Origin of the sequence: Isoptericola sp. S6320L (assembly GCF_023015685.1) — a bacterium.
Taxonomy (GTDB): domain Bacteria; phylum Actinomycetota; class Actinomycetes; order Actinomycetales; family Cellulomonadaceae; genus Isoptericola; species Isoptericola halotolerans_A.
In genome coordinates this window covers 195,114-218,623 of the sequence record NZ_JALKAT010000001.1, presented here as the reverse complement: position 1 = coordinate 218,623, position 23,510 = coordinate 195,114, and the positions used below count along the sequence as shown (strand labels likewise).

General features: G+C 73.8%; 20 protein-coding genes. 9 read left to right on the top strand and 11 right to left on the bottom strand.

Annotated features, from left to right (window positions below; translation table 11 throughout):
- Position 1: 1 nt before the first annotated feature.
- Positions 2-1,459 carry a GuaB1 family IMP dehydrogenase-related protein gene (locus MWU57_RS01100; protein WP_246906772.1) on the bottom strand — a complete coding sequence of 486 codons (1,458 nt, stop codon included), beginning with the start codon at positions 1,457-1,459 and terminating at the stop codon, positions 2-4.
- 83 nt (positions 1,460-1,542) lie between these two features.
- On the opposite strand from MWU57_RS01100, the gene dxs reads away from it, so the two are divergent.
- Together dxs and MWU57_RS01090 are read left to right on the top strand one after the other, a co-directional pair.
- Positions 1,543-3,432 carry a 1-deoxy-D-xylulose-5-phosphate synthase gene (gene dxs / locus MWU57_RS01095; protein WP_246906771.1) on the top strand — a complete coding sequence of 630 codons (1,890 nt, stop codon included), beginning with the start codon at positions 1,543-1,545 and terminating at the stop codon, positions 3,430-3,432.
- A gap of 206 nt (positions 3,433-3,638) precedes the next feature.
- Positions 3,639-4,271, top strand: a complete 633-nt coding sequence (locus MWU57_RS01090) for a hypothetical protein (RefSeq protein WP_246906769.1) — start codon at positions 3,639-3,641, stop codon at positions 4,269-4,271.
- 149 nt (positions 4,272-4,420) lie between these two features.
- On the opposite strand, the gene MWU57_RS01085 is transcribed toward MWU57_RS01090, so the two are convergent.
- A complete protein-coding gene (locus MWU57_RS01085) occupies positions 4,421-5,521 on the bottom strand; it encodes a glutamate--cysteine ligase (protein WP_246906768.1) in 1,101 nt (366 codons plus the stop codon).
- A 119-nt stretch (positions 5,522-5,640) separates the two neighbouring features.
- On the opposite strand from MWU57_RS01085, the gene MWU57_RS01080 reads away from it, so the two are divergent.
- Entirely contained in the window at positions 5,641-6,507 is an 867-nt protein-coding gene (locus tag MWU57_RS01080) for an SGNH/GDSL hydrolase family protein (RefSeq protein ID WP_246906766.1), read from the top strand.
- On the opposite strand, the gene MWU57_RS01075 is transcribed toward MWU57_RS01080, so the two are convergent.
- Complete coding sequence (locus tag MWU57_RS01075) at positions 6,494-7,189, bottom strand: DUF4287 domain-containing protein (RefSeq protein WP_246906764.1); 696 nt, start codon at positions 7,187-7,189, stop codon at positions 6,494-6,496. The genes MWU57_RS01080 and MWU57_RS01075 overlap by 14 nt on opposite strands.
- Before the next feature lie 241 nt (positions 7,190-7,430).
- Here MWU57_RS01075 and MWU57_RS01070 point away from each other — a divergent pair, with 241 nt between their 5' ends.
- Positions 7,431-8,090, top strand: coding sequence for an HAD family hydrolase (locus MWU57_RS01070; protein ID WP_246906762.1), 660 nt, complete (start codon positions 7,431-7,433; stop codon positions 8,088-8,090).
- A gap of 13 nt (positions 8,091-8,103) precedes the next feature.
- Here the strand turns inward: MWU57_RS01070 and MWU57_RS01065 are convergent, their stop codons facing one another.
- The 5 genes from MWU57_RS01065 to MWU57_RS01045 all read right to left on the bottom strand — a co-directional run bounded on the left by MWU57_RS01065 (position 8,104) and on the right by MWU57_RS01045 (position 14,346).
- Positions 8,104-8,733: an MSMEG_1061 family FMN-dependent PPOX-type flavoprotein gene (locus tag MWU57_RS01065; RefSeq protein WP_106269403.1), complete on the bottom strand. Its 630-nt coding sequence runs from the start codon at positions 8,731-8,733 to the stop codon at positions 8,104-8,106.
- Positions 8,734-8,885: 152 nt separating this feature from the next.
- Complete coding sequence (locus MWU57_RS01060) at positions 8,886-11,039, bottom strand: 3-hydroxyacyl-CoA dehydrogenase NAD-binding domain-containing protein (RefSeq protein WP_246906760.1); 2,154 nt, start codon at positions 11,037-11,039, stop codon at positions 8,886-8,888.
- A gap of 5 nt (positions 11,040-11,044) precedes the next feature.
- The gene (locus MWU57_RS01055; protein WP_106269405.1) at positions 11,045-12,316 is read right to left on the bottom strand and encodes a thiolase family protein; all 1,272 of its coding nucleotides are present in this window, start codon (positions 12,314-12,316) and stop codon (positions 11,045-11,047) included.
- Positions 12,317-12,532: 216 nt separating this feature from the next.
- On the bottom strand, positions 12,533-13,768 hold the full coding sequence (locus MWU57_RS01050) for a ribonuclease D (RefSeq protein WP_246906758.1): 1,236 nt from the start codon (positions 13,766-13,768) through the stop codon (positions 12,533-12,535).
- Positions 13,765-14,346, bottom strand: coding sequence for a DUF3000 domain-containing protein (locus MWU57_RS01045; protein ID WP_246906757.1), 582 nt, complete (start codon positions 14,344-14,346; stop codon positions 13,765-13,767). Before MWU57_RS01045 ends, MWU57_RS01050 begins: the two co-directional genes overlap by 4 nt.
- A 142-nt stretch (positions 14,347-14,488) precedes the next feature.
- Here MWU57_RS01045 and gndA point away from each other — a divergent pair, with 142 nt between their 5' ends.
- From gndA to MWU57_RS01025, 4 genes are read left to right on the top strand one after another with little or no spacing between them, the layout of a single operon-like run.
- Entirely contained in the window at positions 14,489-15,937 is a 1,449-nt protein-coding gene (gndA, locus tag MWU57_RS01040) for an NADP-dependent phosphogluconate dehydrogenase (protein WP_246906756.1), read from the top strand.
- A 7-nt stretch (positions 15,938-15,944) separates the two neighbouring features.
- The gene (locus tag MWU57_RS01035) at positions 15,945-17,282 is read left to right on the top strand and encodes a hypothetical protein (RefSeq protein WP_246906755.1); all 1,338 of its coding nucleotides are present in this window, start codon (positions 15,945-15,947) and stop codon (positions 17,280-17,282) included.
- Positions 17,279-18,577, top strand: a complete 1,299-nt coding sequence (locus MWU57_RS01030) for a carboxylate--amine ligase (protein WP_246906754.1) — start codon at positions 17,279-17,281, stop codon at positions 18,575-18,577. The genes MWU57_RS01035 and MWU57_RS01030 overlap by 4 nt, the downstream gene beginning before the upstream one ends.
- Entirely contained in the window at positions 18,574-19,314 is a 741-nt protein-coding gene (locus MWU57_RS01025) for an aspartate/glutamate racemase family protein (RefSeq protein ID WP_246906753.1), read from the top strand. Before MWU57_RS01030 ends, MWU57_RS01025 begins: the two co-directional genes overlap by 4 nt.
- Before the next feature lie 29 nt (positions 19,315-19,343).
- Here MWU57_RS01025 and MWU57_RS01020 read toward each other — a convergent pair whose 3' ends face one another.
- A complete protein-coding gene (locus MWU57_RS01020) occupies positions 19,344-19,835 on the bottom strand; it encodes a hypothetical protein (RefSeq protein WP_246906752.1) in 492 nt (163 codons plus the stop codon).
- 9 nt (positions 19,836-19,844) lie between these two features.
- Positions 19,845-20,621: a dihydrofolate reductase family protein gene (locus MWU57_RS01015; protein ID WP_106269412.1), complete on the bottom strand. Its 777-nt coding sequence runs from the start codon at positions 20,619-20,621 to the stop codon at positions 19,845-19,847.
- A gap of 38 nt (positions 20,622-20,659) precedes the next feature.
- Here MWU57_RS01015 and zapE point away from each other — a divergent pair, with 38 nt between their 5' ends.
- The gene (zapE, locus tag MWU57_RS01010) at positions 20,660-21,766 is read left to right on the top strand and encodes a cell division protein ZapE (protein ID WP_374108508.1); all 1,107 of its coding nucleotides are present in this window, start codon (positions 20,660-20,662) and stop codon (positions 21,764-21,766) included.
- A gap of 24 nt (positions 21,767-21,790) precedes the next feature.
- Here the strand turns inward: zapE and MWU57_RS01005 are convergent, their stop codons facing one another.
- Positions 21,791-23,479, bottom strand: coding sequence for a hypothetical protein (locus tag MWU57_RS01005; RefSeq protein ID WP_246906751.1), 1,689 nt, complete (start codon positions 23,477-23,479; stop codon positions 21,791-21,793).
- Between the last annotated feature and the right edge of the window lie 31 nt (positions 23,480-23,510).

The window sequence follows — 23,510 nt, the reverse complement described above, 5'->3', positions numbered from 1 at the left end:
GTCACCAGGAGGTGGCCAGGGGCATGCCCTCGGCGTAGCCGGCGGCCGACTGCACGCCCACCACGGCACGCTCGGCGAACTCGGCCAGCGTGCGGGCGCCGGCGTACGTGCAGCTCGAGCGCAGCCCCGACGTGATCTCGTCGAGCAGGTCCTCCACGCCGGGGCGGGCCGGGTCGAGATACATCTTGCCGGTCGAGATGCCCTCCTCGTACAGGGCCTTGCGGGCCCGCCCGAACGCCGTGCCCGCACCCGCGGTGCGGGCGGCGACGGCGCGCGCCGAGGCCATCCCGAACGATTCCTTGTACTGCCGCCCGGAGCCGTCCTCGTGGAGGTCGCCGGGCGACTCGTACGTCCCGGCGAACCAGGAACCGATCATCACCTGCGACGCGCCGGCGGCCAGCGCCAGGGCGACGTCACGCGGGTGCCGCACCCCGCCGTCGGCCCACACGTGCTTGCCGAGCTCGCTCGCTTCGGTGGCGCACTCCAGGACCGCGGAGAACTGCGGGCGCCCGACGGCGGTCTGCATGCGCGTGGTGCACATCGCGCCGGGGCCCACACCGACCTTGAGGATGTCGGCGCCGGCCTCGACGAGGTCGCGCACGCCGTCGGCCGTGACGACGTTGCCGGCCACCACCGGGACGTGCGGGAAGTCCGACCGCACCGCGGCGACCTCGCGCAGCGCGGCCAGCATCTTGTCCTGGTGGCCGTGCGCCGTGTCCACGACGAGCACGTCGACGCCTGCGGCGAGCACCTCACGCGTCTTGGCCGCGACGTCGCCGTTGATGCCGACGGCGGCACCGACCCGCAGGCGTCCTTGCGCGTCGAGCGCGGGGGAGTAGACCGTGGAGCGGACCGCCCCCTTGCGGGTCAGCACGCCCACCAGGACGCCGTCCCGCACGACCGGCGCGAGACGCACCTTCGCGGCGTGCAGGCGCTCGAACGTCGCCTCGAGTCCTTCGGCCTCCACCTGGGCGGCGTCGAGCGTCACCAGGCCGTCGGACGCGACCGCGCCCACCTGGGCGAACCGGTCGACGGCGAGGCAGTCGGCCTCGGTGACGACGCCCACCGGGCGGCCGTCGTCGACCACCACGGCGGCACCGTGCGACCGCTTGCCGAGCAGGCTCAGGACCGCCGCCACGGTCTCGGTGGGGGACACGGTGACCGGCGTCTCGATCACCGGGTCCTTGGACTTGGTGTCCGCCACGACGTCCGCCACCACCTCGACGGGCACGTCCTGCGGCAGGATCGCGACCCCGCCGCGCCGGGCGACGGTCTCGGACATGCGGCGCCCGGACACGGCCGTCATGTTGGCGACCACGATCGGGATGGTGGTCCCCGTGCCGTCGTCGGTGGACAGGTCGACGTCGAACCGGCTCGTCACGTCGGAGCGCGACGGGACCATGAAGACGTCGCCGTAGGTCAGGTCGGTGGTGGGCCGTTGGCCGTCGAGGAAGCGCACCCTGCGAATCTACCGCCCGCACCGCACACAAGAACCTCACCGTCGCGGCGATAGAGTGTCCGGATGACCAGTGGGAGGAACGCATGGGGCTGCTGAGCACGATCACGTCACCCGAGGACGTGCGCCGCCTGACTCCGGCGCAGACCCGGCGGCTCGCGGTCGAGATCCGCGACTTCCTGGTCGAGAACGTCTCGCGCACGGGCGGGCACCTCGGCCCGAACCTCGGTGTGGTGGAGCTGACGATCGCGATGCACCGGGCCTTCGCCTCGCCGCGCGACACGTTCGTCTTCGACACCGGCCACCAGTCCTACGTGCACAAGCTGCTCACGGGCCGCCAGGACTTCACCGGGCTGCGCAAGCGCGACGGGCTGTCCGGCTACCCGAGCCGCGCCGAGTCCGAGCACGACGTCGTGGAGAACTCGCACGCCTCGACCGCGCTGTCGTGGGCCGACGGCATCGCGAAGGCCAACACGGTGGCGCGGCGCGACGACCGCCACGTCGTCGCCGTCATCGGGGACGGCGCGCTCACGGGTGGCATGGCGTGGGAGGCGATCAACAACATCGCCGCGGACGCCGACCGCCGCCTCGTCATCGTCGTCAACGACAACGGCCGCTCCTACTCGCCGACCATCGGCGGCGTCGCCAACCACCTGGACACGTTGCGCGTCACCCGGGGGTACGAAGCGTTCCTCGGCTGGGGCAAGCGCACCCTGCACCGCACGGGTGCGCCCGGCCGGTTCGCCTACGACTGGCTGCACGGCCTGAAGAAGGGCCTCAAGGACGTCGTCGCGCCGCAGGGCATGTTCGAGGACCTGGGCCTGAAGTACATCGGTCCCGTCGACGGGCACGACACCGCGGCCACGGAGGCCGCGCTGCGCCGGGCCAAGGCGTTCGGCGGGCCGGTGATCGTGCACGTCATGACCGAGAAGGGTCGTGGCTACACCCCGGCCGAGGAGGACGTCGCCGATCGCTTCCACGCCGTCGGCAAGATCCACCCCGAGACCGGCCTGCCGGTCGCCCCGTCCCGGTTCGGATGGACCCAGGTCTTCGCCGACGAGATCGTCGCGATCGGCCGGCGCCGGTCCGACGTCGTGTGCCTGACGGCCGCGATGCTGCACCCCGTCGGCCTCGCCCCCTTCGCCGAGGAGTTCCCCGAGCGGACGTTCGACGTCGGTATCGCCGAGCAGCACGCCGTCACCTCCGCCGCGGGCATGGCGTTCGGCGGGCTGCACCCCGTCGTCGCGGTCTACGCCACCTTCCTCAACCGCGCCTTCGACCAGGTGCTCATGGACGCCGCGCTGCACAAGGCGGGCGTGACGTTCGTCCTCGACCGAGCCGGGATCACCGGTGACGACGGCGCGAGCCACAACGGCATGTGGGACATGGCGATGCTCCGGATCGTGCCCGGGCTGCGCCTCGCCGCACCTCGCGACGAGGCGACGCTGCGCACGGCGCTGCGCACCGCCGTCGACGTCGACGACGCCCCGACCGTCGTGCGGTACCCCAAGGGTGCGCTCGGCGAGCCGATCGAGGCGCTCGAGGAGCTCGAGGGCGTCGACGTCGTCGCGCGCCACACCCCGGGCGGCGAGGCGCCGGCCGGGCGCAAGGTGCTCGTCGTCGGGGTGGGGTCGATGGTGGGTTCGGCGCTCGCCGCGGGGGAGTCGCTCGCCGCGCACGGGCTCGAGGTGGACGTCGTCGCGCCGACCTGGGTCCTGCCGGTCCCCGAGCGCCTGGTCAAGATGGCCGGCGAGCACGACCTGGTCGTCACCGTCGAGGATGGCGTGGTCGACGGCGGTGTCGGCGCGATGCTCGCCCAGCGCGCCGCCGAGCAGGGCGTGCGCACCCCGTTCGTGCACCGCGGGCTGCCCGTCGAGTTCCTCGACCACGCCAGCCGGGACCAGATCGTCACGGCGCAGCGGCTGCGCGCCGAGGACGTGGTGCGCGACGCGCTGGCGGCGCTCGCGCAGGACTGAGCGGGCCGGACGACCGGACGAGCCGGCGTCGGGGCTGGTCGTTCGTCCGTGCGTCCGCCGCCCGGAGGAGGGCAGTTCTGCCCGCCGCAGGACGAGGGGGGATCCTCGATGACTCGCTGCAGGAGGCTGGCGTGAGCCCGTGGGGTCGCCGTAGACCGCACACGACCGGCACGGTTGCGGACGTTGCGTTGCAGGAGCACCAGTACATGGTCCTTCCCGGGTCTGGCGTGCTCCCCGTCGTGCGCGGCACGGCGGACGAGGGAACCGAGGTCTGGGGCACGGTCGACGAGCCCCGGCGCTGGTTCGTGGTGTGCCGAGGCGTCGGCTGGGCCAAGGGTGTGTCGGCGCAGGTGCTCTGGGAGGTCGACGCCGACCTCGACCTCACAGTGCTCAGCAAGATGTTGCGGAAGGGGCAGAGCAACCCTGCCGGGGTGCGTCATCCGTACCTCGACGTCGACGTCTACTGCGACCGTTCAGACGCCGAAGCGTCGCTGCGGGGCTCGGCTCTCGAGGACGCCAGGATCACGCGGGCTCTCCGCGACCGGACCTTCCCGATGAGGGCGCGGACCGTGACGGGTCATGTCGAGTTCTTCGACGTGACCGTTGTGCCGGTCCTGGGCGCCGACGAGTGGATGATGCGCCCCGTCGGCTGGACGCCGCGACGTCTGAAGAAGGTCGAGGCGTTCGGTCTGCCGGTGCGCTTCCCTGGGGGGCGGCCTCCCGTCGACCACCGAGGCCCGGTGCGGGTGCACGTGCGCCTGCAGGGCCCCAAGGACCGCTTTGTCGAGCTGGACCTGCTCCCGCCCGCGGGTCGTGTAGGAAGTTCGAGTGGCGACTGACGAGACGAGCAACCTGGACCGCGACGTGATCCCCGTGGCCGCTCTTCCCGAGGCGGGCTCCGAGCATCGAGCGGGGACGCCCTGCGACCGGTGGGCAGCCGCACGTGGAGCGCGGCGCGTCCGACGCGGGTGGCGAGGACTCGAGATGCCTACGAGTGGGTGACCTTCAGCGCCCGCTCGACGATGCCGTGCAGGTCGCCGGTCTGGGCGAACCACGCTCGTTGCTGGGCGGCGCCGCCGCCCGTGGACCACAGCCTGCCGAGCAGGTCCGTGACCACCCGCAGGTCGTCGGTGTCGACCAGTGCGTCACGCACGTGGGCCACGAGCTGACCGACGACGTCGTGCGCCGCCGCCGGTCGCCAGGTCAGCGGGGAGACGAGGTCGCCCGCCAGGCCCGACCGGCCGGCGCGCCAGGCCGCGGTCCGCAGCAGCTCGACGCCGTGGTCCGGCGCCTCGTGCCCGTCGGCGGCCTCGCGCGCCGCCGTCTCGACCAGGCCTCGCACGAGCGCCGCGATCAGGGTCGCCGTGTCCGGGTCGAGGCAGACGTCCATCACGCGCACCTCGACCGTCGGGTAGCGCGGTGAGAGACGGGCGTCGAAGAAGACCATGTTCTGGTCCAGGACGGTGTCCGTGGCGACGAGTGCCTCGATCGCGGCGTGGTAGGCCTGCGGTGTGCCGAAACGGCGGGTGGGCCCCGCCGTCGGCCACCGGGTCCAGACCTGGGAGCGGAAGCTCGCGTAGTCGGTGTCCTCGCCCTGCCAGAACGGGGAGTTGGTGCTCAGCGCCATCACCGTGGGCAACCACGGCCCGATCCGGTCGATCACGGCGACACCCTCGGCGTCGTCCGCGACCGCGACGTGCACGTGGCACCCGCTCGTGAGCTGTTCGCGCGCCGTCATGCCGAACACCCGACGTGCCTGCTGGTACCGCAGCTTCGACACCGTGGTCCCGGTGAACGCGATGGGAGAGGTGGCCAGCGCGACGGCCCGGGCGTCGACTCGGTCGGCCGCGTCCTGCGCCCGCGCGCGGCCGGCACGGATCTCCGCCGCCAGGGCCGTCAAGGACGCGTGCGGGTGCGTGGCCGTCTCGAGCTGCTCCTCCATGAACTCCGGCTCCAGCGCGCCGGTCCCGCCCTCGCGGTTGTCGTTCCCGGAGGCGGCGAGCGCCTCCTGCGCCTTCGCCACCGGCGACCCGTCCGGTCCCACCAGCAGGAACTCTTCCTCGACACCCATCGTGCGCGGCTCCGTCATGGAGGCATCATGGTGCGGCTGCGACGTCGTCGCCCGCCGACGCGCCGCGACGCGGGACCGACGCCGACACGTCACCGCGCGGCCACCACCAGTTCAGGCCGGTCTGCTTGAACGAAGGTATGGCTCGTCCTCCGATCATGGTCCCGGTGCTCGCCACGGCCCTGGCCGCGTCCCTCGGCGCGGCCGTGGCGGTCGTCGCGGCCGCCGAGCTGCTCCGCAGGCAGGCGGCGCTGGCCCGGCGCCGCATCGGCAAGGCGCTCGGCGAGGAGGCGCTGGACGCCGACCGCGTCTGGCGCAAGAAGTACGGTGGCCCGCCGCTCGACCTGCTGGTCCTCGGGGACTCGGTCGCCGCCGGCCTCGGCGCCGAACGTCGGAAGGACACCCTCGGGGCGCGGATCGCCCGTGGCCTGGCGAAGCGCCTGCACCGCCCGGTGCGGCTGCGGGTCGGCGCCGTCGTCGGGTCCGAGTCGTCCGCCCTGGCCGCCCAGCTCGACGCCCTGGACCCCGCCTACCGGCCGGACGTCGCCGTCGTCGTGGTGGGTGGCAACGACGTCACCCACCGGGTGCCGGTGCCGGTGTCGGTGAGCCACCTCGTCGAGGCGGTCGACAGGTTGCACGCCCTCGGCTGCGTCGTCGTCGTGGGCACGTGCCCCGACCTGGGTGCGCTGCGCCCGGTGCCCCAGCCGCTGCGTGCCCTCGGCGCACGCGCCTCGCGACAGCTCGCCGCCGCGCAGGCCGTGGCGGCGCGGGCGGCGGGTGCGTATCCCGTCTCGCTCGCGGAGGTCGTGGGGCCGTTCTTCGTCGACCACCCCGACGAGGCGTTCAGCCTCGATCGCTTCCACCCGAGCGCGCTCGGCTACCGGCGCACCGCGAAGGCGCTCGTACCGTCGGTGCTCCGCGCGCTCGGCGAGGAGGACGGCACGCCGCCCGGCCCGGGCCACGAGCGGCCGGAGGGCCGGGCGCGTACCGACCTCAGCGGGCGGTGACCTCGGAGCCCGCCAGCGCGGTGAGCCACTCGCCCCAGAACCCGCGCCAGTGCTCCGCCGCCGCGGGAGACGCCAGCCGTTCGTGGGTGAGGGTCATCCGGGTGCGCCCGCCCACCGGGTCCGTGGACACCATGAGCACGCCGTGCTCGGCCGGGTCGAGCGCGCCGGTCTCGGCGACGGCGAAGCGGGGACGCTTGACGCCCGGCCGGGAGCGGGGCGACAGGGTCAGCCCCGGCACGAGGGCGGCGCGGTCCGCGTCGTCCAGCAGCAGGGCGTGCGCCGTGTCATGGTCCAGGCCCAGCACCTTGGACCGGCTGACGCTGAACGTGCCGTCGGGCATCTGGCCGGGCAACCGGATACCGGTGATCCGCTCGTACCCGACGGTGACGGTCTGCGCCCACCAGCCGGAGACGTCGTGGTGCGCGGCCACCCAGGCCGCGATCTCGGTGTGCCCGGCGGAGCGGCCCGGACCGTCGTCGACGATCGAGACCCACTCGTCCCAGCCGTGGCCGGTGTTCTCCTTGATCGTCGCGTCGGACGTCTCCGGCCGGCTCACCCAGCCGGGCGCGGCGCCCGACGGCGGGGTGTGGGGCAGCAGGGAGCGGCGCGCGGCGGCGTAGCGCTCTCCGGTGCGGGCCATGCGCTCGCGGACCTGGCGCTTGAACGACTCGTGGGAGGTCATGAGGACTCCTGTGCTCGGGGTGCGTCACCTGCGGCTCGCGCTCGCGGTGTCGCACCGGAACACGGATGTCCTGGCCGACGCGTCGAGCACTCGAGGTCCCCTTTGCCTCCACCACCGTGCCGCGCACGGTGGTCCCGACGGCGCGAGCGCCGGTCCGGAGGTGGGGCGGGACGCGCCGCCCACCTCGACCATACTCCGGGCCACCGGACCGTGTCAGGCCCTCGGCCGGTAACGTACGGGCGTGATCTGGCTGTTCGACCTCGACAACACGCTCGTGAACCGCGACGCCGCCTTCGCCGTCTGGGCCGGCGAGGCCGTGGCCGGCCACGGGGGCACCGACGCGGACCTCGCCGCGATCATCGCTGCCGACGACGGCGGTTTCTCCCGCAAGGCGGACCTCGCCCGGGTCGTCATCGACCGGCTCGGTCTGCCCGACGACGTGCCGGGGACCATCGAGCTGTTCCGTGCCGGGATCCGCGATCATGTCCAGGCGTACGCCGGCGTCCTCGACACGCTCGACGTGCTGCGCGGCGCCGGGCACGCCGTCGGCGTGGTCACCAACGGCAACTCCGCCCAGCAGCGCGGCAAGATCGCCCGCTGCGACGTCGAGCGGCACGTCGACGCGATCGTCGTCTCGGAGGAGGAGGGCGTGGCCAAGCCCGACCCGCGGCTCGTCGAGATCGCCCTCGAGCGGCTGGGGGTGGCTGACGTCGACCGGCGCGACGTCTGGATGATCGGCGACGCCGCCCACGCCGACGTCGCGGTCGGCCGCGCCGCCGGCACCCGCACCGGGTGGGTGTCCCACGGCCGGGCGTGGTCCGGCGGTGCGCGTCCGGACGTGGTCGCCGGGACCACGCGCGACGTCGTGGCGCTCGCGGCCTCGCCGGCGCACCGCCGTTGAGAACGCCGGACTGTCAGCCGTACAGACGCTCGGCGTAGGCCGGACCGTAGTGCTCGTCGAGCGTGGACAGCGGCACGTCGGGCGCCTCGAGCCGGTGCGCCAGCACGGCCCGGCGCGGGACGGCGTCCGGGGCCCACGACTCCGGGTCCCACGTGCGCGAGCGCAGGAACGCCTTGGCGCAGTGCATGAACACCTCGCGGACGCTCACCTCCAGGACCAGTGACGGCACGTTCCCCTTGACCTGCATCTGCTCCGCGTAGGGCACGTCGCGCAGGAGACGGGCGGTGCCGTTGACGCGCAACGTGTCGCCGCGACCGGGCACCACGAAGATCAGGGCGACCTCCGGGTTGACGAGCACGTTGCGGAACCCGTCGACGCGCTTGTTGCCGGGCCGGTCCGGGACGGCGATGGTGACGTCGTCCAGCACGTGCACGAAGCCGGCGGGGTCACCCTTGGGGGAGACGTCGGCACGGCCGTCGGCGCCGGCGGTGGCGACGAAGCACAGCGGGCTCTCCGCGAGCCATCGCCGGTGGTCCTCCCGCAGTCGATCGTCCACCTTGTCTCGCACGCGGGGCAGGGGTGATCCCACCAGCTGCTCGAGCTCGGCGACGGTCGTGACAGGAGTTCCTCCGTGGCTGCTCACGCCGGCCAGCGTAGTCCCACCGGTCGCGAGAGAGGCGGGACGGTCCGAGCCGCGGCAACGGCGTCGGGCGGCGCAGACAGCGGTGGCCGGCCCCGACGTGGGGACCGGCCACCGTGCGTGCTCCCCGGGCGAGGAGGTGTGGACGTCAGGTGTCAGGCGACGTTCGCGACGCCGTCGGGCAGGATCCGCCGCCCGAGGACCCGCTCGCTGTAGCCCGTGCGGTCGAGGTACGGCGTGATGCCGCCGGTGTGGAAGCCCCACCCGGCCCCGAGGATCATGCACAGGTCGATCTGGGACGGGTCGGCCACGACCTGCTCGTCGAGCATGTGACCGATCTCGACCGTCAGGGCCGTCAGCACGGAGTCGAGGACCCCGGCGGCGTCCAGCACGGGCGTGCCCGAGCGGCCCGGCGCACCCGCCTCGAGGGCCTCGCCGAACACCGCCTGGATCGCCGGGTCGACGGGCTTGTGCAGCCCCGGCGCCGGGGCGTCGAGCACCACCCGCGTGCCGTCCGCGACGAGCTTCTCCAGGCCCGCCGAGCGCGGGAACCGCTCGCCGAGGTCCTCGCGGAGCGAGGTGAGCACGTGCAGCCCGACGGCGGGACCCACCAGGTCGAAGAGCTCGAACGTCGGCATCGGGAAGCCGAGCGGGGCGAGCGCGGCATCGGCGGCTTCGACCGACGTGCCGTTCTCCACCGCCTCGACGACCTTGCCCATGACGAGCACGAGCAGACGGTTCACCACGAACCCGGGGCGGTCCTTGACCAGCACCGCCGTCTTGCGGAGCTTCTTGGTGATGGCGAACGCGGTGGCGAGGGCCTCGTCGGAGGTCCGCTCGGCGTTCACGACCTCGACCAGGGGCATCTGGGCCACCGGGTTGAAGAAGTGGATGCCGACCACGCGCTCCGGGTGGCGCAGGTCGGAGGCCATCTCGGTGATCGACAGCGCGGAGGTGTTCGTGGCCAGGACGGTGTCCTCGCCCACGACGTCCTCGAGCTCGGCGAACACCTTCTTCTTCAGGCCCATGACCTCGGTGACGGCCTCGACGACGACGTCGCAGGACGCGAAGTCGGTGATGTCGGTGGTGCCGGTCACGCTCGCCGCGATCCGGTCGGCGACCTCGGGCGTCATCCGGCCACGGGAGACCAGCTTGTCGACGGTGCTGCGGACGAACCCGAGGCCCTTGGCGACACGCTCCTCGTCGAGGTCGCGCATGACGACGGGCACGCCGAGCCGCTGCGAGACGAGCAGCGCGATCTGGGCGGCCATCAGCCCGGCGCCCACGATGCCGACGCGGGTGACCGGTCGGGCGAGCTTCTTGTCGGGCGCGCCGACCGGCTTCTTGCCGGCGGACGTGAGCTGGAACGCGTAGACGCTCGCCCGCATCTCGTCGGTCATGATCAGGTCGGCCAGCGCCTCGTCCTCGGCCTCGAAGGCCTCGGCGCGCGACGCGTTCCGGGCCCCGGCGAGCAGCTCGAGCGCGCGGTACGGCGCGGGCCGGGACCCGGCGACGAGCGCATCGAGGCGCTCGCGGGTGCCCTGCACGACGGCGTCCCACACGGGCTGCGGGTCGAGCTCGCGCCGCGGGGGCGTCACCTCGCCGCGGAGCACGCGGGCGGCCCAGTCGATCGAGCGCTCGAGGAAGTCCGCGGCGTCGAACAGCTCGTCCACGAGGCCGATCTTCAGCGCCTCGGCCGGCTTGAACGGCTTGTTCGCCGCCGGGCGGGAGAGCAGCACGTCGACGGCCTTCTCGATACCGACGAGCCGCGGCACGAGGTAGGCGCCGCCCCAGCCGGGGACGAGACCGAGGCCGGTCTCGGGCAGGCCGAGCGCGGCGGCGTCGGAGGCCACGGTGCGGTAGTCGCAGTTCAGGGCCACCTCGAGGCCGCCGCCGAGCGCGAGCCCGTTGACGAACGCGAACGTGGGCACGCCCATCGTGTGGAGCAGCTCGTAGGCGGCGTGCCCGGAGCGGCCGAGCTCGAGCGCCTGCTCGCGCGACGTGACGGCTCCCACGCCGAGCAGGTCGGCGCCCGCCGCGAGGAAGTACGGCTTGCCGGTGACGCCCACGGCCACGATCTCGCCGGCGGCGGCGCGCTGCTGCAGCGCCGTCAGCGCCGCGGTGAGCTCGGCGAGGCCGTCGGGCCCGAGGGTGTTGGGCTTGGTGTGGTCGAGGCCGTTGTCGAGGGTGACGAGCGCGAGCGTGCCGGCGCCGCCGGGCAGCGCGACGTCACGGACGAGGGAGTGGGTGACCCGCTCGGTGCGTCCCTGCGGTGCCGGGCTCGTGGTCTCGGTGGTGTTCTCGGTCATCGTGGTCAGACCTCCGTGGTGGCCGGGACGTGGCCCGAGTAGTCGGCGTGGTGCGGGTTCTCCCAGACGACGGTGCCGCCCTGTCCGAGCCCGACGCACATCGTGGTGATGCCGTAGCGGACCTCCGGGTGCTGGGCGAACTGCCGGGCGAGCTGGGTCATCAGCCGGACGCCTGAGCTGGCCAGCGGGTGGCCCACGGCGATGGCGCCGCCGTAGCGGTTGACGCGCTCGTCGTCGTCGGCGATCCCGTAGTGGTCCAGGAAGCTCAGCACCTGCACGGCGAAGGCCTCGTTGATCTCGAACAGGCCGATGTCGTCGATGGTGAGACCGGCCTGGGCGAGCGCCTTGTCGGTGGCCGGCACCGGGCCGTAGCCCATGATCTCGGCCGGGACGCCCGCGAACGCGTAGGAGACGAGGCGCATGGCGGCCGGCAGCCCGAGCTCGTCGGCGGTCTCGCCGGCGGCGAGCAGCGACACGGTGGCGCCGTCGGTGAGCGGCGAGGAGGTGGCCGGTGTGACGCGTCCACCGGGGCGGAACGGCGTCTTGAGGTCCGCGATGCCCTCCATCGTGGTCTCGGGGCGGGGGAGCTCGTCGGCGGTGGCCAGGCCCCAGCCGCGCTCGGCCGACCGTGCGGCGATCGGGACGATCTCCGGCCCGATGTCGCCGTTCGCCACCGCCTTGGCGTACTTGGCCTGGGTGCCGACCGCGTACGCGTCCGCGCGCTCCTTGGTCAGGTGCGGGAACTTGTCGTGCAGGTTCTCTGCCGTGACGCCCATGTTGAGGGCCTCCGGGTCGACCAGCTTCTCGGAGAGGAACCGCGGGTTGGGGTCGGCGTCGAGGCCCATGGGGTGGCGGCCCATGTGCTCGACCCCGCCGGCGACGACGACGTCGGACGCCCCGACGGCGATGCTCGACGCCGTGGCGGTCACCGCGGTCATGGCACCGGCACACATGCGGTCGATGGCGTAGCCGGGCACGGAGTGCGGCAGGCCGGCGAGGAGGCCGACCGTCCGGCCGAGGGTGAGGCCCTGGTCGCCCTGCTGGGTCGTCGCCGCGATCGCCACCTCGTCGATGCGCTCGACGGGGAGCTCGGGGTGGCGGCGCAGCAGCTCGCGCAGCGCCTTGACGACGAGGTCGTCGGCTCGGGTCTCCGCGAGGAGGCCGTCGGCCCTGGCCTTGCCGAAGGGGGTGCGCACGCCCTCGACGAAGACGACGTCGCGCAGGGCGCGTCGCGCGGGGTCGCGGGTGGTGCCGGGGGCCTGGGGGGCCACGGTCATGGCAGCTCCGTCCGTTGCGGTGGTCGGTTCCGACGGTGCCGGGAGCATCGTCGCTCGGGACCTCGGGGGGTCGCCCCGGGGCTCGGGTACACGCTACCGCGAGTACCGGGAACAGCATAGACCATCTGATACGCAGTATCAGTGCTGGACAGCGTTATGGAGAGCCGTGGAGAGCCGTCGAGAGCCGGGGGAGCCGGAAAGTCGCGCGCAGCCGGGTCAGACGGAGGCGAAGGCCTGCGCCAGGCGCTCGGCCAGCAGCTCGATCTGCCACTCGCGGGCCTGGCGGTCTTGCAGGAAGTCCGCGATCTCGTTCGGACCGGCCGGCTCCGGCGGCGTCCAGCAGACACGGCGCAGCGCGTCCGGCTGCAGGAGGTTCTCCGCCGGGACCGACAGCTCCTCCGAGAGCTGCGACACGATCTCGCGTGCCGCGCTGAGACGGCGCGCTGCGACCGGGTCTCGGTCGCCCCAGGCGCGCGGCGGGGGCGGCGCATCGGTGCGCGGACCGCGCGTCGAGGGCAGGTCCGCCTCGTCGAGGGCCAGCGCGGCGTCGATCGCCTGCTGCCAGGCCGGTGCCCGCCGTCGGGCACCCTTGGTCGCGAACTCCGGCAACGCGACGAGCTGCGGCACGGTGCGGGGCAGGGCCTTGGCCGCCGCGATGATCGCGCGGTCGGGCAGCACGCGCCCGGGGGAGACGTCGCGCTGCCGGGCGTTGGCCTCGCGCGCCTCCCAGAGGCTGCGGACGACGGCGAGGCGCCGACGGCCCGTGAGCGTGTGGGTTCCCGACGTGCGGCGCCAGGGGTCCACGCGCGGCGCCGGGGGCGGCATGGTGCGGACGTGCTCGAACTCCTCGGCCGCCCAGCCGGCCTTGCCCGCCTCCTCCAGCCGGGCCGCGAGCACGTCGCGGACCTCGACGAGCACCTCGACGTCCAGCGCGGCGTAGCGCAGCCAGTCCTCCGGCAGCGGCCGTGTCGACCAGTCCACGGCCGAGTGCTCCTTGGCCAGGCCCAGGCCGAGGGTGTCCGCCACCACCGCGGCGAGGCCGACCCGCGGCATCCCGAGCAGGCGCGCGGCGAGCTCGGTGTCGAAGATCCGCGCCGGTCGCAGGCCGTGCTCGGCGAGACCGGGCAGGTCCTGAGAGGCGGCGTGCAGCACCCACTCCGTGCCCCCGACCGCGCCGTTCAGCGCGGACAGGTCCGGCAGCGGGACCGGGTCGATCAGCGCGGTGCCGGCACCTGCTCGCCGGACCTGGACCAGGTACGTCGCCTGACCGTACCGGTAGCCCGAAGCCCGCTCCGCGTCCGCGGCGACCGGCCCGGAACCCGCCGCGAAGGCCGCGACCACCCGCTCGAGCGCCGCCGGGGTGTCCACGACCCGCCCGACGCCGTCGGCCGGCTCGGTCAGCGGGGCGATCTCGACGTCGTCGGCGGCATCGGCGGGGAGGGCAGCGCTCATGGGCCTACGGTACGGCGCCGGACGTCCAGGGCCGTCACGCCGTCCGGCAGGGGAGGGAGCCCACCGGCCGTGGACATCAGGTCGGCCCAGACCTCGAGGTGCGCGCCGAGGTCGGTGTCCGTGGGCGTCCACGACGCACGGATCTCGAGATCCACGGCGGCGGGGGTGGCGGCGAGCGCGCCGTAGCTCTGCGACAGCACCCGGGTCACGGTGCCGCCCGCCGCGACGGCGCCCACGCCGGCGTCCTGGAGGTTCTCGGTGACCCACGTCCAGGCCACGTCGCCGAGCATCTCCTCGGTGGCGAGCTCGGCCTCGAGACGGGTGCGCACGAGCGTCACCACACGGAAGTCGCCGCGCCAGGCCTCCTGGCCGTCCGGGTCGTGCAGGCCGACGAACCGGCCGGTGGCGATCTCCTCGTCGTCGACGATCACCTCGCCCTCCAGCGCCAGGGCGTACGGAGCCACCCGCTGGGGGCCCGGGACCTCGACCAGCCGGACCTCCGGCCGCAGCCGCCGCCCGCGCAACGACTCGAGGGCGGCAGCGAAGCGTTCGGGCACGTCATGCCGGGTTCCGCTCACCCGACCACCGTACGACGAGCGGCGGTGTCCGGATCCCGGCACGTGGGCGTGTCGCGTCACAGGGACGACTAGGCTGGTCGCGGCCTCCCGGGCGTGCACCACGAGACGCCCGGACACGATCTTCCCGAGGAAGCAGGAATCGATGACAGCACGTGCCCAGATCGGCGTCACCGGACTCGCGGTGATGGGTCGCAACCTCGCGCGCAACTTCGCCCGCCACGGCTACACCGTGGCCGTGCACAACCGCAGCTACGGCAAGACCCGGTCCCTGGTCGAGGAGGCGGGCCACGAGGGCGACTTCGTGCCGTCGGAGACCATGGCCGACTTCGTCGCCTCGCTCGAGCGGCCGCGCAAGGTCGTCATCATGGTCAAGGCGGGTGCCGCGACCGACGCCGTCATCGACGAGCTGCTGCCGCTGCTGGAGGAGGGCGACATCGTCGTCGACGCCGGCAACGCGCACTTCCCGGACACCATCCGCCGCGAGGAGGCGCTCAGCGCCCGCGGCCTGCACTTCGTCGGCACCGGCGTCTCGGGCGGCGAGGAGGGTGCGCTGCTCGGCCCGTCCATCATGCCCGGCGGCACCCGTGAGTCCTACGAGTCGCTCGGGCCGATCCTCGAGGCGATCTCCGCGAAGGTCGACGGCACGCCGTGCTGCACCTACGTGGGGCCGAACGGCGCCGGCCACTTCGTCAAGATGGTGCACAACGGCATCGAGTACGCCGACATGCAGCTCATCGCCGAGGCCTACGACCTGCTCAAGCAGGGCCTCGGCGCCTCGGCGGCCGAGATCGGCCAGATCTTCGCCGAGTGGAACACCGGCGACCTGGAGTCGTTCCTCATCGAGATCACGGCCGACGTGCTGCAGCACGTCGACGCCGAGACCGGCTCGGCGTTCGTCGACATCGTCCTCGACCAGGCCGAGCAGAAGGGCACCGGCCGCTGGACCGTGCAGAACGGTCTGGACCTGGGTGTGCCCATCACGGGCATCGCCGAGGCGACGTTCGCCCGCGCCCTGTCCGGCTCGGTGCCGCAGCGCGAGGCCGGCCGTGCCGCGCTGCCCGCCCACACCCAGGCCTGGGAGGTCGGCACGGACGACGCGTCCCGCGCCCGCTTCGTGGAGGACGTGCGCCTGGCCCTCTACGCCTCCAAGGTCGTCGCCTACTCCCAGGGGTTCGACCAGATCGCGGCGGCGTCGGCGGAGAACGGCTGGGACATCGACCGTGGCGCCATGGCCCGCATCTGGCGCGGCGGCTGCATCATCCGCGCCCGGTTCCTGAACCGGATCACCGAGGCCTACGAGCGCGACGCGAACCTCCCGCTGCTGCTCGCCGACGAGTACTTCACGGACGCGGTCGGCAACGGCCTCGCCGCCTGGCGTCGCGTCGTCGCCGGCGCCGCGCAGAACGGCGTGCCGACGCCCGCGTTCAGCTCCTCGCTGGCGTACTACGACGGCGTGCGGGCCGAGCGCCTGCCGGCGGCCCTCATCCAGGCGCAGCGCGACTTCTTCGGCGCGCACACCTACCGGCGTACCGACCGGTACGGCACGTTCCACACGCAGTGGTCGGCCGACCGCACCGAGCAGGAGGCCTGACACCCTCGTGACCAGCTCCCTCGCGGAATCCGGGGCCGCCGCAGGCCCCGGGTTCCATCCCGTGATCGTCGGGTCGGACATCGGCGTGTACGGCCTGACCCGTTCCTTCCACGAGCAGTTCGGGCTGCGCACCACGGTGGTCGCGTTCGCCGAGCCGGGCCCCATCGCGCACTCGCAGCTCATCGACACGGTGCTGTCCGGCACCGCGCCGGACGAGATCGTGTCGACGCTCGAGCGCGTGGCGACCGACCGGCGCGCCGCCGGCCACCGCGAGCCGCTGCTGCTGCAGTCCAACATGGACTGGGTGGTGCGGATCCTCGCGCACCACCGTGCGGTGCTCGAGACCGCCGGGTACGTCCTGCCCTACGCCGACGTCGACCTCATCGACCGGATCTGCGACAAGGCGGAGTTCTCGGCCGTGTGCGCCGAGCTCGGGATCCCGACGCCCGCCACCGTGATCCAGGACTTCGCCACGGCCGCCGACGACGGGTGGCGGCCCGCGCCCGTCGACTTCGACTACCCGGTGATCGCCAAGCCCGCCTCCAGCGCCGACTACCACGACGCGCGGTTCGCGGGGAAGAAGAAGATCTACGAGATCGCCTCGCCCGGTGAGCTCGAGGAGCTCTGGACGGCGCTGCGCGGAGCGGGTTTCCGCGGGCGCTTCCTGGTCCAGGAGATGATCCCGGGGGACGACACGCAGATGCGGTCCGTCACCACCTACTCCGACACGTCGGGGCGGGTCACGCTGCGCTGCTCCGCCCAGGTGCTGCTGGAGGAGCGGACTCCGGCGGCGCGCGGGAACCCGTCGGCGATGATCGTCGAGCCGATCGACGAGATCCTCGACGCCGCGCAGCGGATCTGCGAGCACACCGGGTGGCGCGGGTTCGCGAACTTCGACGTCAAGCTCGACCCCCGTGACGGCGTCTTCAAGTTCTTCGAGCAGAACCCGCGCATCGGTCGGAACAACTACTACGTCACCGCGGGCGGGCAGAACCCCACCGAGGTGCTGGTGGACGACGTGATCCGCCGTCAGCAGCGCGAGCGCGTGACCGCTCAGCACGAGGTGCTCTACGCCGTCGTGCCCCACCGGATGCTGCGCCGCTACGTGCTGGACGACGGGTTGCGCGCACGCGTGGTGGGCCTGATGCGGACGGGGCGCTCCGTGCACCCGCTGCGGTACGCGGCCGACGCCACCCCGCGGCGTCGGCTGTACATCCTCACGGCGCTGGTCAACCACGTGCGCAAGTACCGGCGGTACTACCCGATGAGCGCGCTGAAGGCCAACTATGCTGCCGCACAGCAGGCGGCCGCCGCGCGTCCCGCCGGCGGGCGGAGGAACCGATGAACCGTCGGCTGCAGCCCGTCGTCCTGGGTGGCGACATCGGGGCGTACTCGCTCGCGCGGACCTTCCACGAGGCCTACGGCGTCAAGCCGGTCGTGGTCTCGGGCATGTCCACGGGCCTGGTGCGGCACTCGCGGATCCTGCACCACGTCGCCGAGCCGCGTATCGACGACCCGGACGCGATCGTCGCGCGTCTGCGCTCGATCGCCGACGAGCACCGCGACGCCGACCTGGTCGTGATGGGCTCCGCGGACTGGCTCGTGCGCACCCTGGTGGAGAACCGCGACCGCCTGGAGGACCGCTACACGGTCCCGTACGTCGGGGAGGAGCTGCTGCTGCGGCTCACCGACAAGGAGGGCTTCGGCGAGCTGTGCGCCGAGCTCGGCATCGCCCACCCCACCACGGTCGTGCACAAGATCGAGGGGCGGGACGCTCCCGACGGCGGCGAGCCCGACACGTCGGGTCTGACCTTCCCGGTCATCGCCAAGGCGGCCAGCACGGCCGCGTACCACGACGTCGAGTTCGCGGGGAAGAAGAAGGTCTTCCTCGTCGAGTCCCGCGCCGAGCTGGTCGACCTCCTCGCTCGCGTGCGCACGGCCGGCTACGTGGGCTCGTTCGTCATCCAGGACTACATCCCCGGTGACGACTCGGGGATGCGGATCCTCACCTGCTACTCCGACGCCAACGGCAAGGTGCGCTTCTCGGCGTTCGGGCACGTGCTGCTCGAGGAGCACACCCCCGGGGCGCTCGGCAACCCGGCCGGGATCATCACCCAGGTCCAGCCCGAGGTCGTCGAGCAGGCCACGCGGCTGCTGGAGCACGTCGGCTGGACGGGGTTCGCCAACTTCGACCTGAAGTACGACCCGCGCGACGGGCGGTACGTCCTCTTCGAGCTCAACCCCCGCCTGGGCAGGTCGAACTTCTACATCGCCGCCGCCGGGGCGCACGCGGTGAAGTTCTCGGTCCACGAGCACCTGCGCGGGCTCGACCCCGACCCGCGCGCCGTGCTCGGGGCGGACGTGCCGCTCTCGGCCACGGGCGAGCTCGAGGCGCGCAGCCTCTACACGGTGCTGCCGGGGCCGCTGCTGCGGCGGTACGTGCTCGACCCCGAGGTGCGGGCCGAGGCGCGGCGGCTCGCGTGGCGTGGCCGGTCGAGCAACCCGCTGTGGTACCGGGCCGAGACCGACCCGCGCCGCATCGCCTACCTGTGCATCGCCCAGCTCAACCAGTGGCGCAAGTACGCCCGCCACTACCCGCTGGCCGAGGCACGACGCCTGGCGTGGAAGGGCACGGCGTGACGGAGGGGCACCTCCCGGACGACGTGGACCAGGCGCCGCCGGTCGGAGTGATCGGCGGCGTCGGTCCGCTCGCCACGGCGTACTTCCTGCAGCGCATGGTCCAGCTCACCGCGGCGGAGCGCGACCAGGAGCACGTGGACATGGTGGTCCTGAACCATGCCACGGTGCCGGACCGTACGGACTTCGTCGTCGGGCGTTCGACGCTCGACCCCGGACCGGTCCTGGCACGCGACGCCCGCCGCCTCGAGCGGTTCGGCGTGAGCTTCCTGGTGATGCCGTGCAACACCGCGCACTACTTCACCCAGCAGGTGCTCGACGCGATCACCGTGCCGTTCGTCTCCATCGTGGACGTCACGGTGGCGGCCGCGCGGCGGCGTGCGCCCGGCCTGACGAAGGTCGGCCTGCTCGCCACGGCCGGGACGGTGGCCTCCGGGGTCTACGACGACGCGTTCGCCGCCCACGGCATCGAGGTCGTCACCCCGGACGCGGACGACCAGGCGCGGGTCAGCACCGTGATCTACGACCAGGTGAAGGCGGGACGCCCCGCCGACCCGGACGAGCTGCGTGCCGTCGCGGCCGGGCTGGTCGCGCGCGGTGCCGGCGTCGTCGTCCTGGGCTGTACCGAGCTGTCGGTCGCGGCGGTCGATCACGGCCTGCTCGACGAGCCGCCGTTCCTGGACTCCATGGACGAGCTCGTGCGGGCGACGATCACCCGCGCCGGCCACCAGGTTCGCTGACCCCACCAGGTGCGCTGACCCGGCGGCGGTCAGCCCAGCTCGGAGGTGCCCGCGTAGAGGTGGAGCACCGGCACCTGCAGGGTCTCGCGGGCCTTCGAGGCCCAGTCGGTGTGGAACGTGTCCTCGACGGCGTGCGGGTAGGTCACGACGACGACCTCCTGCGCTCCGGCGTCGACCGCAGCCCGCAGGCTCGGCAGCGGGTCGTCCTCGGTGACCTCGCCCTGCGCCGTCGCACCGGTCGAGCGCAGCAGCTCCACGGACTCGACGACCTGCTCCGACGCCGTCGACGTGGCCTCCCGGGGGTCGGGCTCCCGCCCGACCACGTCGTCCCAGGCCGCGCGCAGCTCGAGCATGCCGAGGTGGTCCAGGACGGACGCCACGACGTTGTGCTCCGTGTCCGCGGGGACGAGCACGCGGTAGGCGACCTCCTCGTCGGGGTGCAGGGAGGTGATGTGCTGGACGTCGGCCGAGGTCAGCGCGTCTTCGGTGAGGACCACGACGGTCCAGGGTGCGTCAGGCATGGCAGCAACCTACGGCACCGTCGGCACCGGTGCCTCCGCACGATGCCGCAGGTCCCAGCTCGCCAGCAGCGTGCCCGACGGCGCGGCGAGGAGCCGGGCGAGCCGGGCCGGTCGGGGCTCGTCGGCCGGCCCGCCGACGATGCGGCCGGGACCGGCCCCGACGAGCCGCGGGGTGGTGGTGACGCACAGCTCGTCGACCAGGCCGGCCTCGAGCATCGACCCGAGCAGGTGCGGGCCGCCCTCGCACAGCACCCGGCCCAGCCCGCGCGCGGCGAGCGCGACGACACCGGCCTCCAGGTCGATCGCGCCACCGACCTCCGGCACGACGACGAGGCGGTCCTCCCCGACCGCGGCGGACGCCGTCGCGGCGCCCGCCGTGCCGGTGACGACCCAGGGCAGGCGCGGTCCGTCCAGCGTGCGGGCGGGGACGCGGCCGCTGCGCGTGACCAGGGCGAGCTCGAGCGGACGGGCGGAGTGGTGCTCCAGCCCGCGGGGGCGTTCGAGCGCCGTGTAGGACTCGGTCCGTGCGGTGCCGGCTCCCACGAGGACGACGTCGGCCAGCGCGCGCAGGACGCGGAACACCCGCCAGTCCGCGGCGTCGTTCACGGAGCCCGAGCGTCCGTCGTCGCCCCAGGCGCCGCCGTCCACGCTGGCGACCATGTTGACCCGCACGTGCGTGTGCGCCGGCAGCGCGTACAGCGCTGCCAGCCGCTCCTCGCGGGGATCGGGCGGCAGCTCCTCCACGTCCGGCACGAGCAGGCGCAGGGGCGGCGTGTCAGAACTCACAGCGGCCAGCCTACGTCGCGCACCTACGCTGGAGGATCGTGACTCCAGTCCCGTCCTCGGCCTCCCGAGCCGCTTCCCGTGCCCCGTCCCCGGCGACCGGTGCGGAGCACGGCTCCCTGGTGTCGGTGCGCCCCACCGTGTCCCCGGAGCGTCTCCTGGCGGACCTGGTCCCGCCGCGGCACTTCGACGACGCGCGTTTCGCGACGTACCGGGCGAACCCCGAGCACCCCAGCCAGGCCGCCACGCTCGCGCGGCTGGAGGAGGTCGCCGCCGAGATCGCCGCCCCGCCGCCCAGCGGCCTGCGGGCTCTGCTGGGCCGACGACGGCCGGCGCCGGCCGTGTACATGGACGGTGGTTTCGGGGTCGGCAAGACCCACCTGCTGACGTCCCTGGCGCACGCCGTCACCGAGGCGGCGGACGAGGGCAGCGCGGCCTACGGCACGTTCGTGGAGTACACCAACCTGGTCGGGGCCCTCGGGTTCCTGCCCACCGTCGACGCGCTCGCCACGCGCCGGCTCGTCTGCATCGACGAGTTCGAGCTGGACGACCCGGGTGACACCGTGCTGATGTCACGCCTGCTGCGTGAGCTCGCCGACCGCGGTGTGGCGCTGGCCGCGACGTCCAACACCCTCCCCGACGCCCTGGGGGAGGGCCGGTTCGCCGCCGAGGACTTCCTGCGGGAGATCCAGGCGCTCGCCGGTCGCTTCGAGGTGCTCCGGGTCGACGGCGAGGACTACCGGCACCGCGCGGTGGTCACCGATGCCGAGCCGCTGCCCGACGCGGCGGTGCGGGCCGCCGTCCGGGCGCAGCCGGGTGCGGTGCTGGACGACTTCGAGGACCTGCTCGCGCACCTGGCCACCGTGCACCCCAGCCGGTACGGCGCGCTGCTGGACGGGGTGGAGCTCGTGGCGCTGACCGGCGTGCGGCCGGTCACCCGTCAGGAGGTCGCCCTGCGGCTCGTGGTGCTCGTCGACCGCCTGTACGACCGGGACGTGCCGGTGCTGCTGGCGGGCGTCGACGGGGCCGCGCAGCGCACGTTGTTCACGCCGGAGATGCTGCAGGGCGGTTACCGCAAGAAGTACTTCCGCGCCCTGTCGCGCCTCGGCGCGCTGGCGCAGGAGGGCCGCAGCCTGACCGACTCGTGAGCCGGCCCGGCCCCGTCCGGCGCGTCAGCCGCGCCGGTCGGTGCCGCCAGGCTCCGGGCCGGCCCGCAGGACGACGGCGGTGCGGCCGGGGACCTGCAGGATGCCGGCGAGCAGGTGGGTCCCGGCGGGGTCCCACGACGCGGCGACCCGCCAGGGCTGCCCGCCGTCCGCGAGGTGCTCATCGAGAACGATCTCCACGGGCGCGTGCGCCGTGACGAGGACGAGTGCGCTGCGGCCCCGTCGCACGACGAGAACGCCCGGCGCGGTGCTCGGCCGGACCTGCTCGGCGACGTCGGCCAGCGAGGAGGATCGCAGCGCCAGCAGTCGGCGGGCCCAGTCGATGAGCTGCTGGTCGGCGGGCTCCTGGCGTTGCACGGGCACGTGCTCGGTGTCGAGGACGACGCCGGTGCCGGCGAGGGTCGCGAACGCGAGCAGCGCGGCCTGGTCGGCGACGTCGGTGGCGGCCGTCGTCCCGGAGCCTGCGCCGGGGTCCGCGCCGTGCACGCCCGACCAGGGCACGGCTCGTGCGGCGGCCGGCAGCCGGGTGAGGTCGCCGACCAGCACGGAGGCGGACCGTGCGGCAGCGCGGTGGGCGCGGCGGAAGGTCGACGGCGCCCGGGCGGACGTGGGACCCGGAGGAAAGGTCGCGTCGGCGAGGTCGCGCAGCGCTGCCACGGGCGCCGGCCCGTGCTCGCCCGACAAGATCCGCCGGATGATCGTCGTCAGGCGGTCGCTGCGCCCGGGGCCGTCCATGAGCAGCGTGCGTGGTCGGCCGGACCGCGCGCCGACGGCCTGCACGGCGTCGGCGAGCTCGGTGAGGAAGGGCACGGCGGAGCGGTCGACGAGGGCCTCGACGTCCAGGAGCAGGCCGTCGACGTGGTAGACCTCGAGCCAGCGCCGGGCGTCGGCGACCAGGAAGTCGCGTGCGCCCCGGCTCCCGGAGCCGTCCAGGTTGAGGCGGGGTGTGTCGCGGTCGGACGACGAGCCGTCGCGGGGCCCGATCCGGGCACCGGCCGCGTAGGGGCCGAAGGCGTGCAGGTCGAGCGTGTCCGCGACCGACCAGCGGTGCGGCAGGTCGAGAACCACGGCCAGCCCGGCGCCGTGCGCGGCGTCGACGAACCGCTGGAGCGCGCCGGCGCCACCGTAGGGCTCGTGCACGGCGAAGAGCCGGACCCCTGCCTCGGGGCCGTCCTCGGGGTCGAAGGCGGCGACCGGCGACAGCTCGACGCCGTCGACGCCGAGGGCCGCGACAGCGGGCAACAGCTCCGCCGCGGCGTCGAGCGTCCCCTCGGCCGTGACGGTCGCGACGTCGAGGTGCAGCAGCACCCCGCGCCGCAGGTCGACGCCGCGCCAGCCGTCGTCGTGCCACGCGAAGTCCTCGTCCAGCACGCGGCTCGGGCCGTGCAGCCCGTGCGGCAGGAGGGTGCTGCACGGGTCCGGCAACGCCGGCCCGCCGTCGATCGAGAAGGCGTAGTCGGACCCGAGCGCCAGCTGGTCGTCGGCACGCCAGTAGCCGGGCTCGTGCGCGCCCACGAGGCGCATCGGGCGGCGCTCCGCGGGTCCGTCGGCACGGGGGAGGACCACCTCGACGGTGTGCGCACGGGGCGCCCAGACGAACGGCCGTGGCCCCGGCCAGCGCTCCTTCATCCGTGGCTGCGGTGCGCGGGTGCCGGGGGCGAACGCTGCCTGGTCGGTCGGATCGCCTGCGGTCACGCCCGACACCATAGCCCTGTCCGCGGCACCC

What these genes read in the sequence shown, in the direction of transcription:
- dxs (WP_246906771.1), top strand. Translation starts at nt 1,543, where the DNA reads ATGGGGCTGCTGAGCACGATCACGTCACCCGAGGACGTGCGCCGCCTG.
- MWU57_RS01090 (WP_246906769.1), top strand. Translation starts at nt 3,639, where the DNA reads ATGGTCCTTCCCGGGTCTGGCGTGCTCCCCGTCGTGCGCGGCACGGCG.
- MWU57_RS01085 (WP_246906768.1), bottom strand. Translation starts at nt 5,521, where the DNA reads ATGACGGAGCCGCGCACGATGGGTGTCGAGGAAGAGTTCCTGCTGGTG.
- MWU57_RS01080 (WP_246906766.1), top strand. Translation starts at nt 5,641, where the DNA reads ATGGCTCGTCCTCCGATCATGGTCCCGGTGCTCGCCACGGCCCTGGCC.
- MWU57_RS01075 (WP_246906764.1), bottom strand. Translation starts at nt 7,189, where the DNA reads ATGACCTCCCACGAGTCGTTCAAGCGCCAGGTCCGCGAGCGCATGGCC.
- MWU57_RS01060 (WP_246906760.1), bottom strand. Translation starts at nt 11,039, where the DNA reads ATGACCGAGAACACCACCGAGACCACGAGCCCGGCACCGCAGGGACGC.
- MWU57_RS01055 (WP_106269405.1), bottom strand. Translation starts at nt 12,316, where the DNA reads ATGACCGTGGCCCCCCAGGCCCCCGGCACCACCCGCGACCCCGCGCGA.
- MWU57_RS01050 (WP_246906758.1), bottom strand. Translation starts at nt 13,768, where the DNA reads ATGAGCGCTGCCCTCCCCGCCGATGCCGCCGACGACGTCGAGATCGCC.
- gndA (WP_246906756.1), top strand. Translation starts at nt 14,489, where the DNA reads ATGACAGCACGTGCCCAGATCGGCGTCACCGGACTCGCGGTGATGGGT.
- MWU57_RS01030 (WP_246906754.1), top strand. Translation starts at nt 17,279, where the DNA reads ATGAACCGTCGGCTGCAGCCCGTCGTCCTGGGTGGCGACATCGGGGCG.
- MWU57_RS01020 (WP_246906752.1), bottom strand. Translation starts at nt 19,835, where the DNA reads ATGCCTGACGCACCCTGGACCGTCGTGGTCCTCACCGAAGACGCGCTG.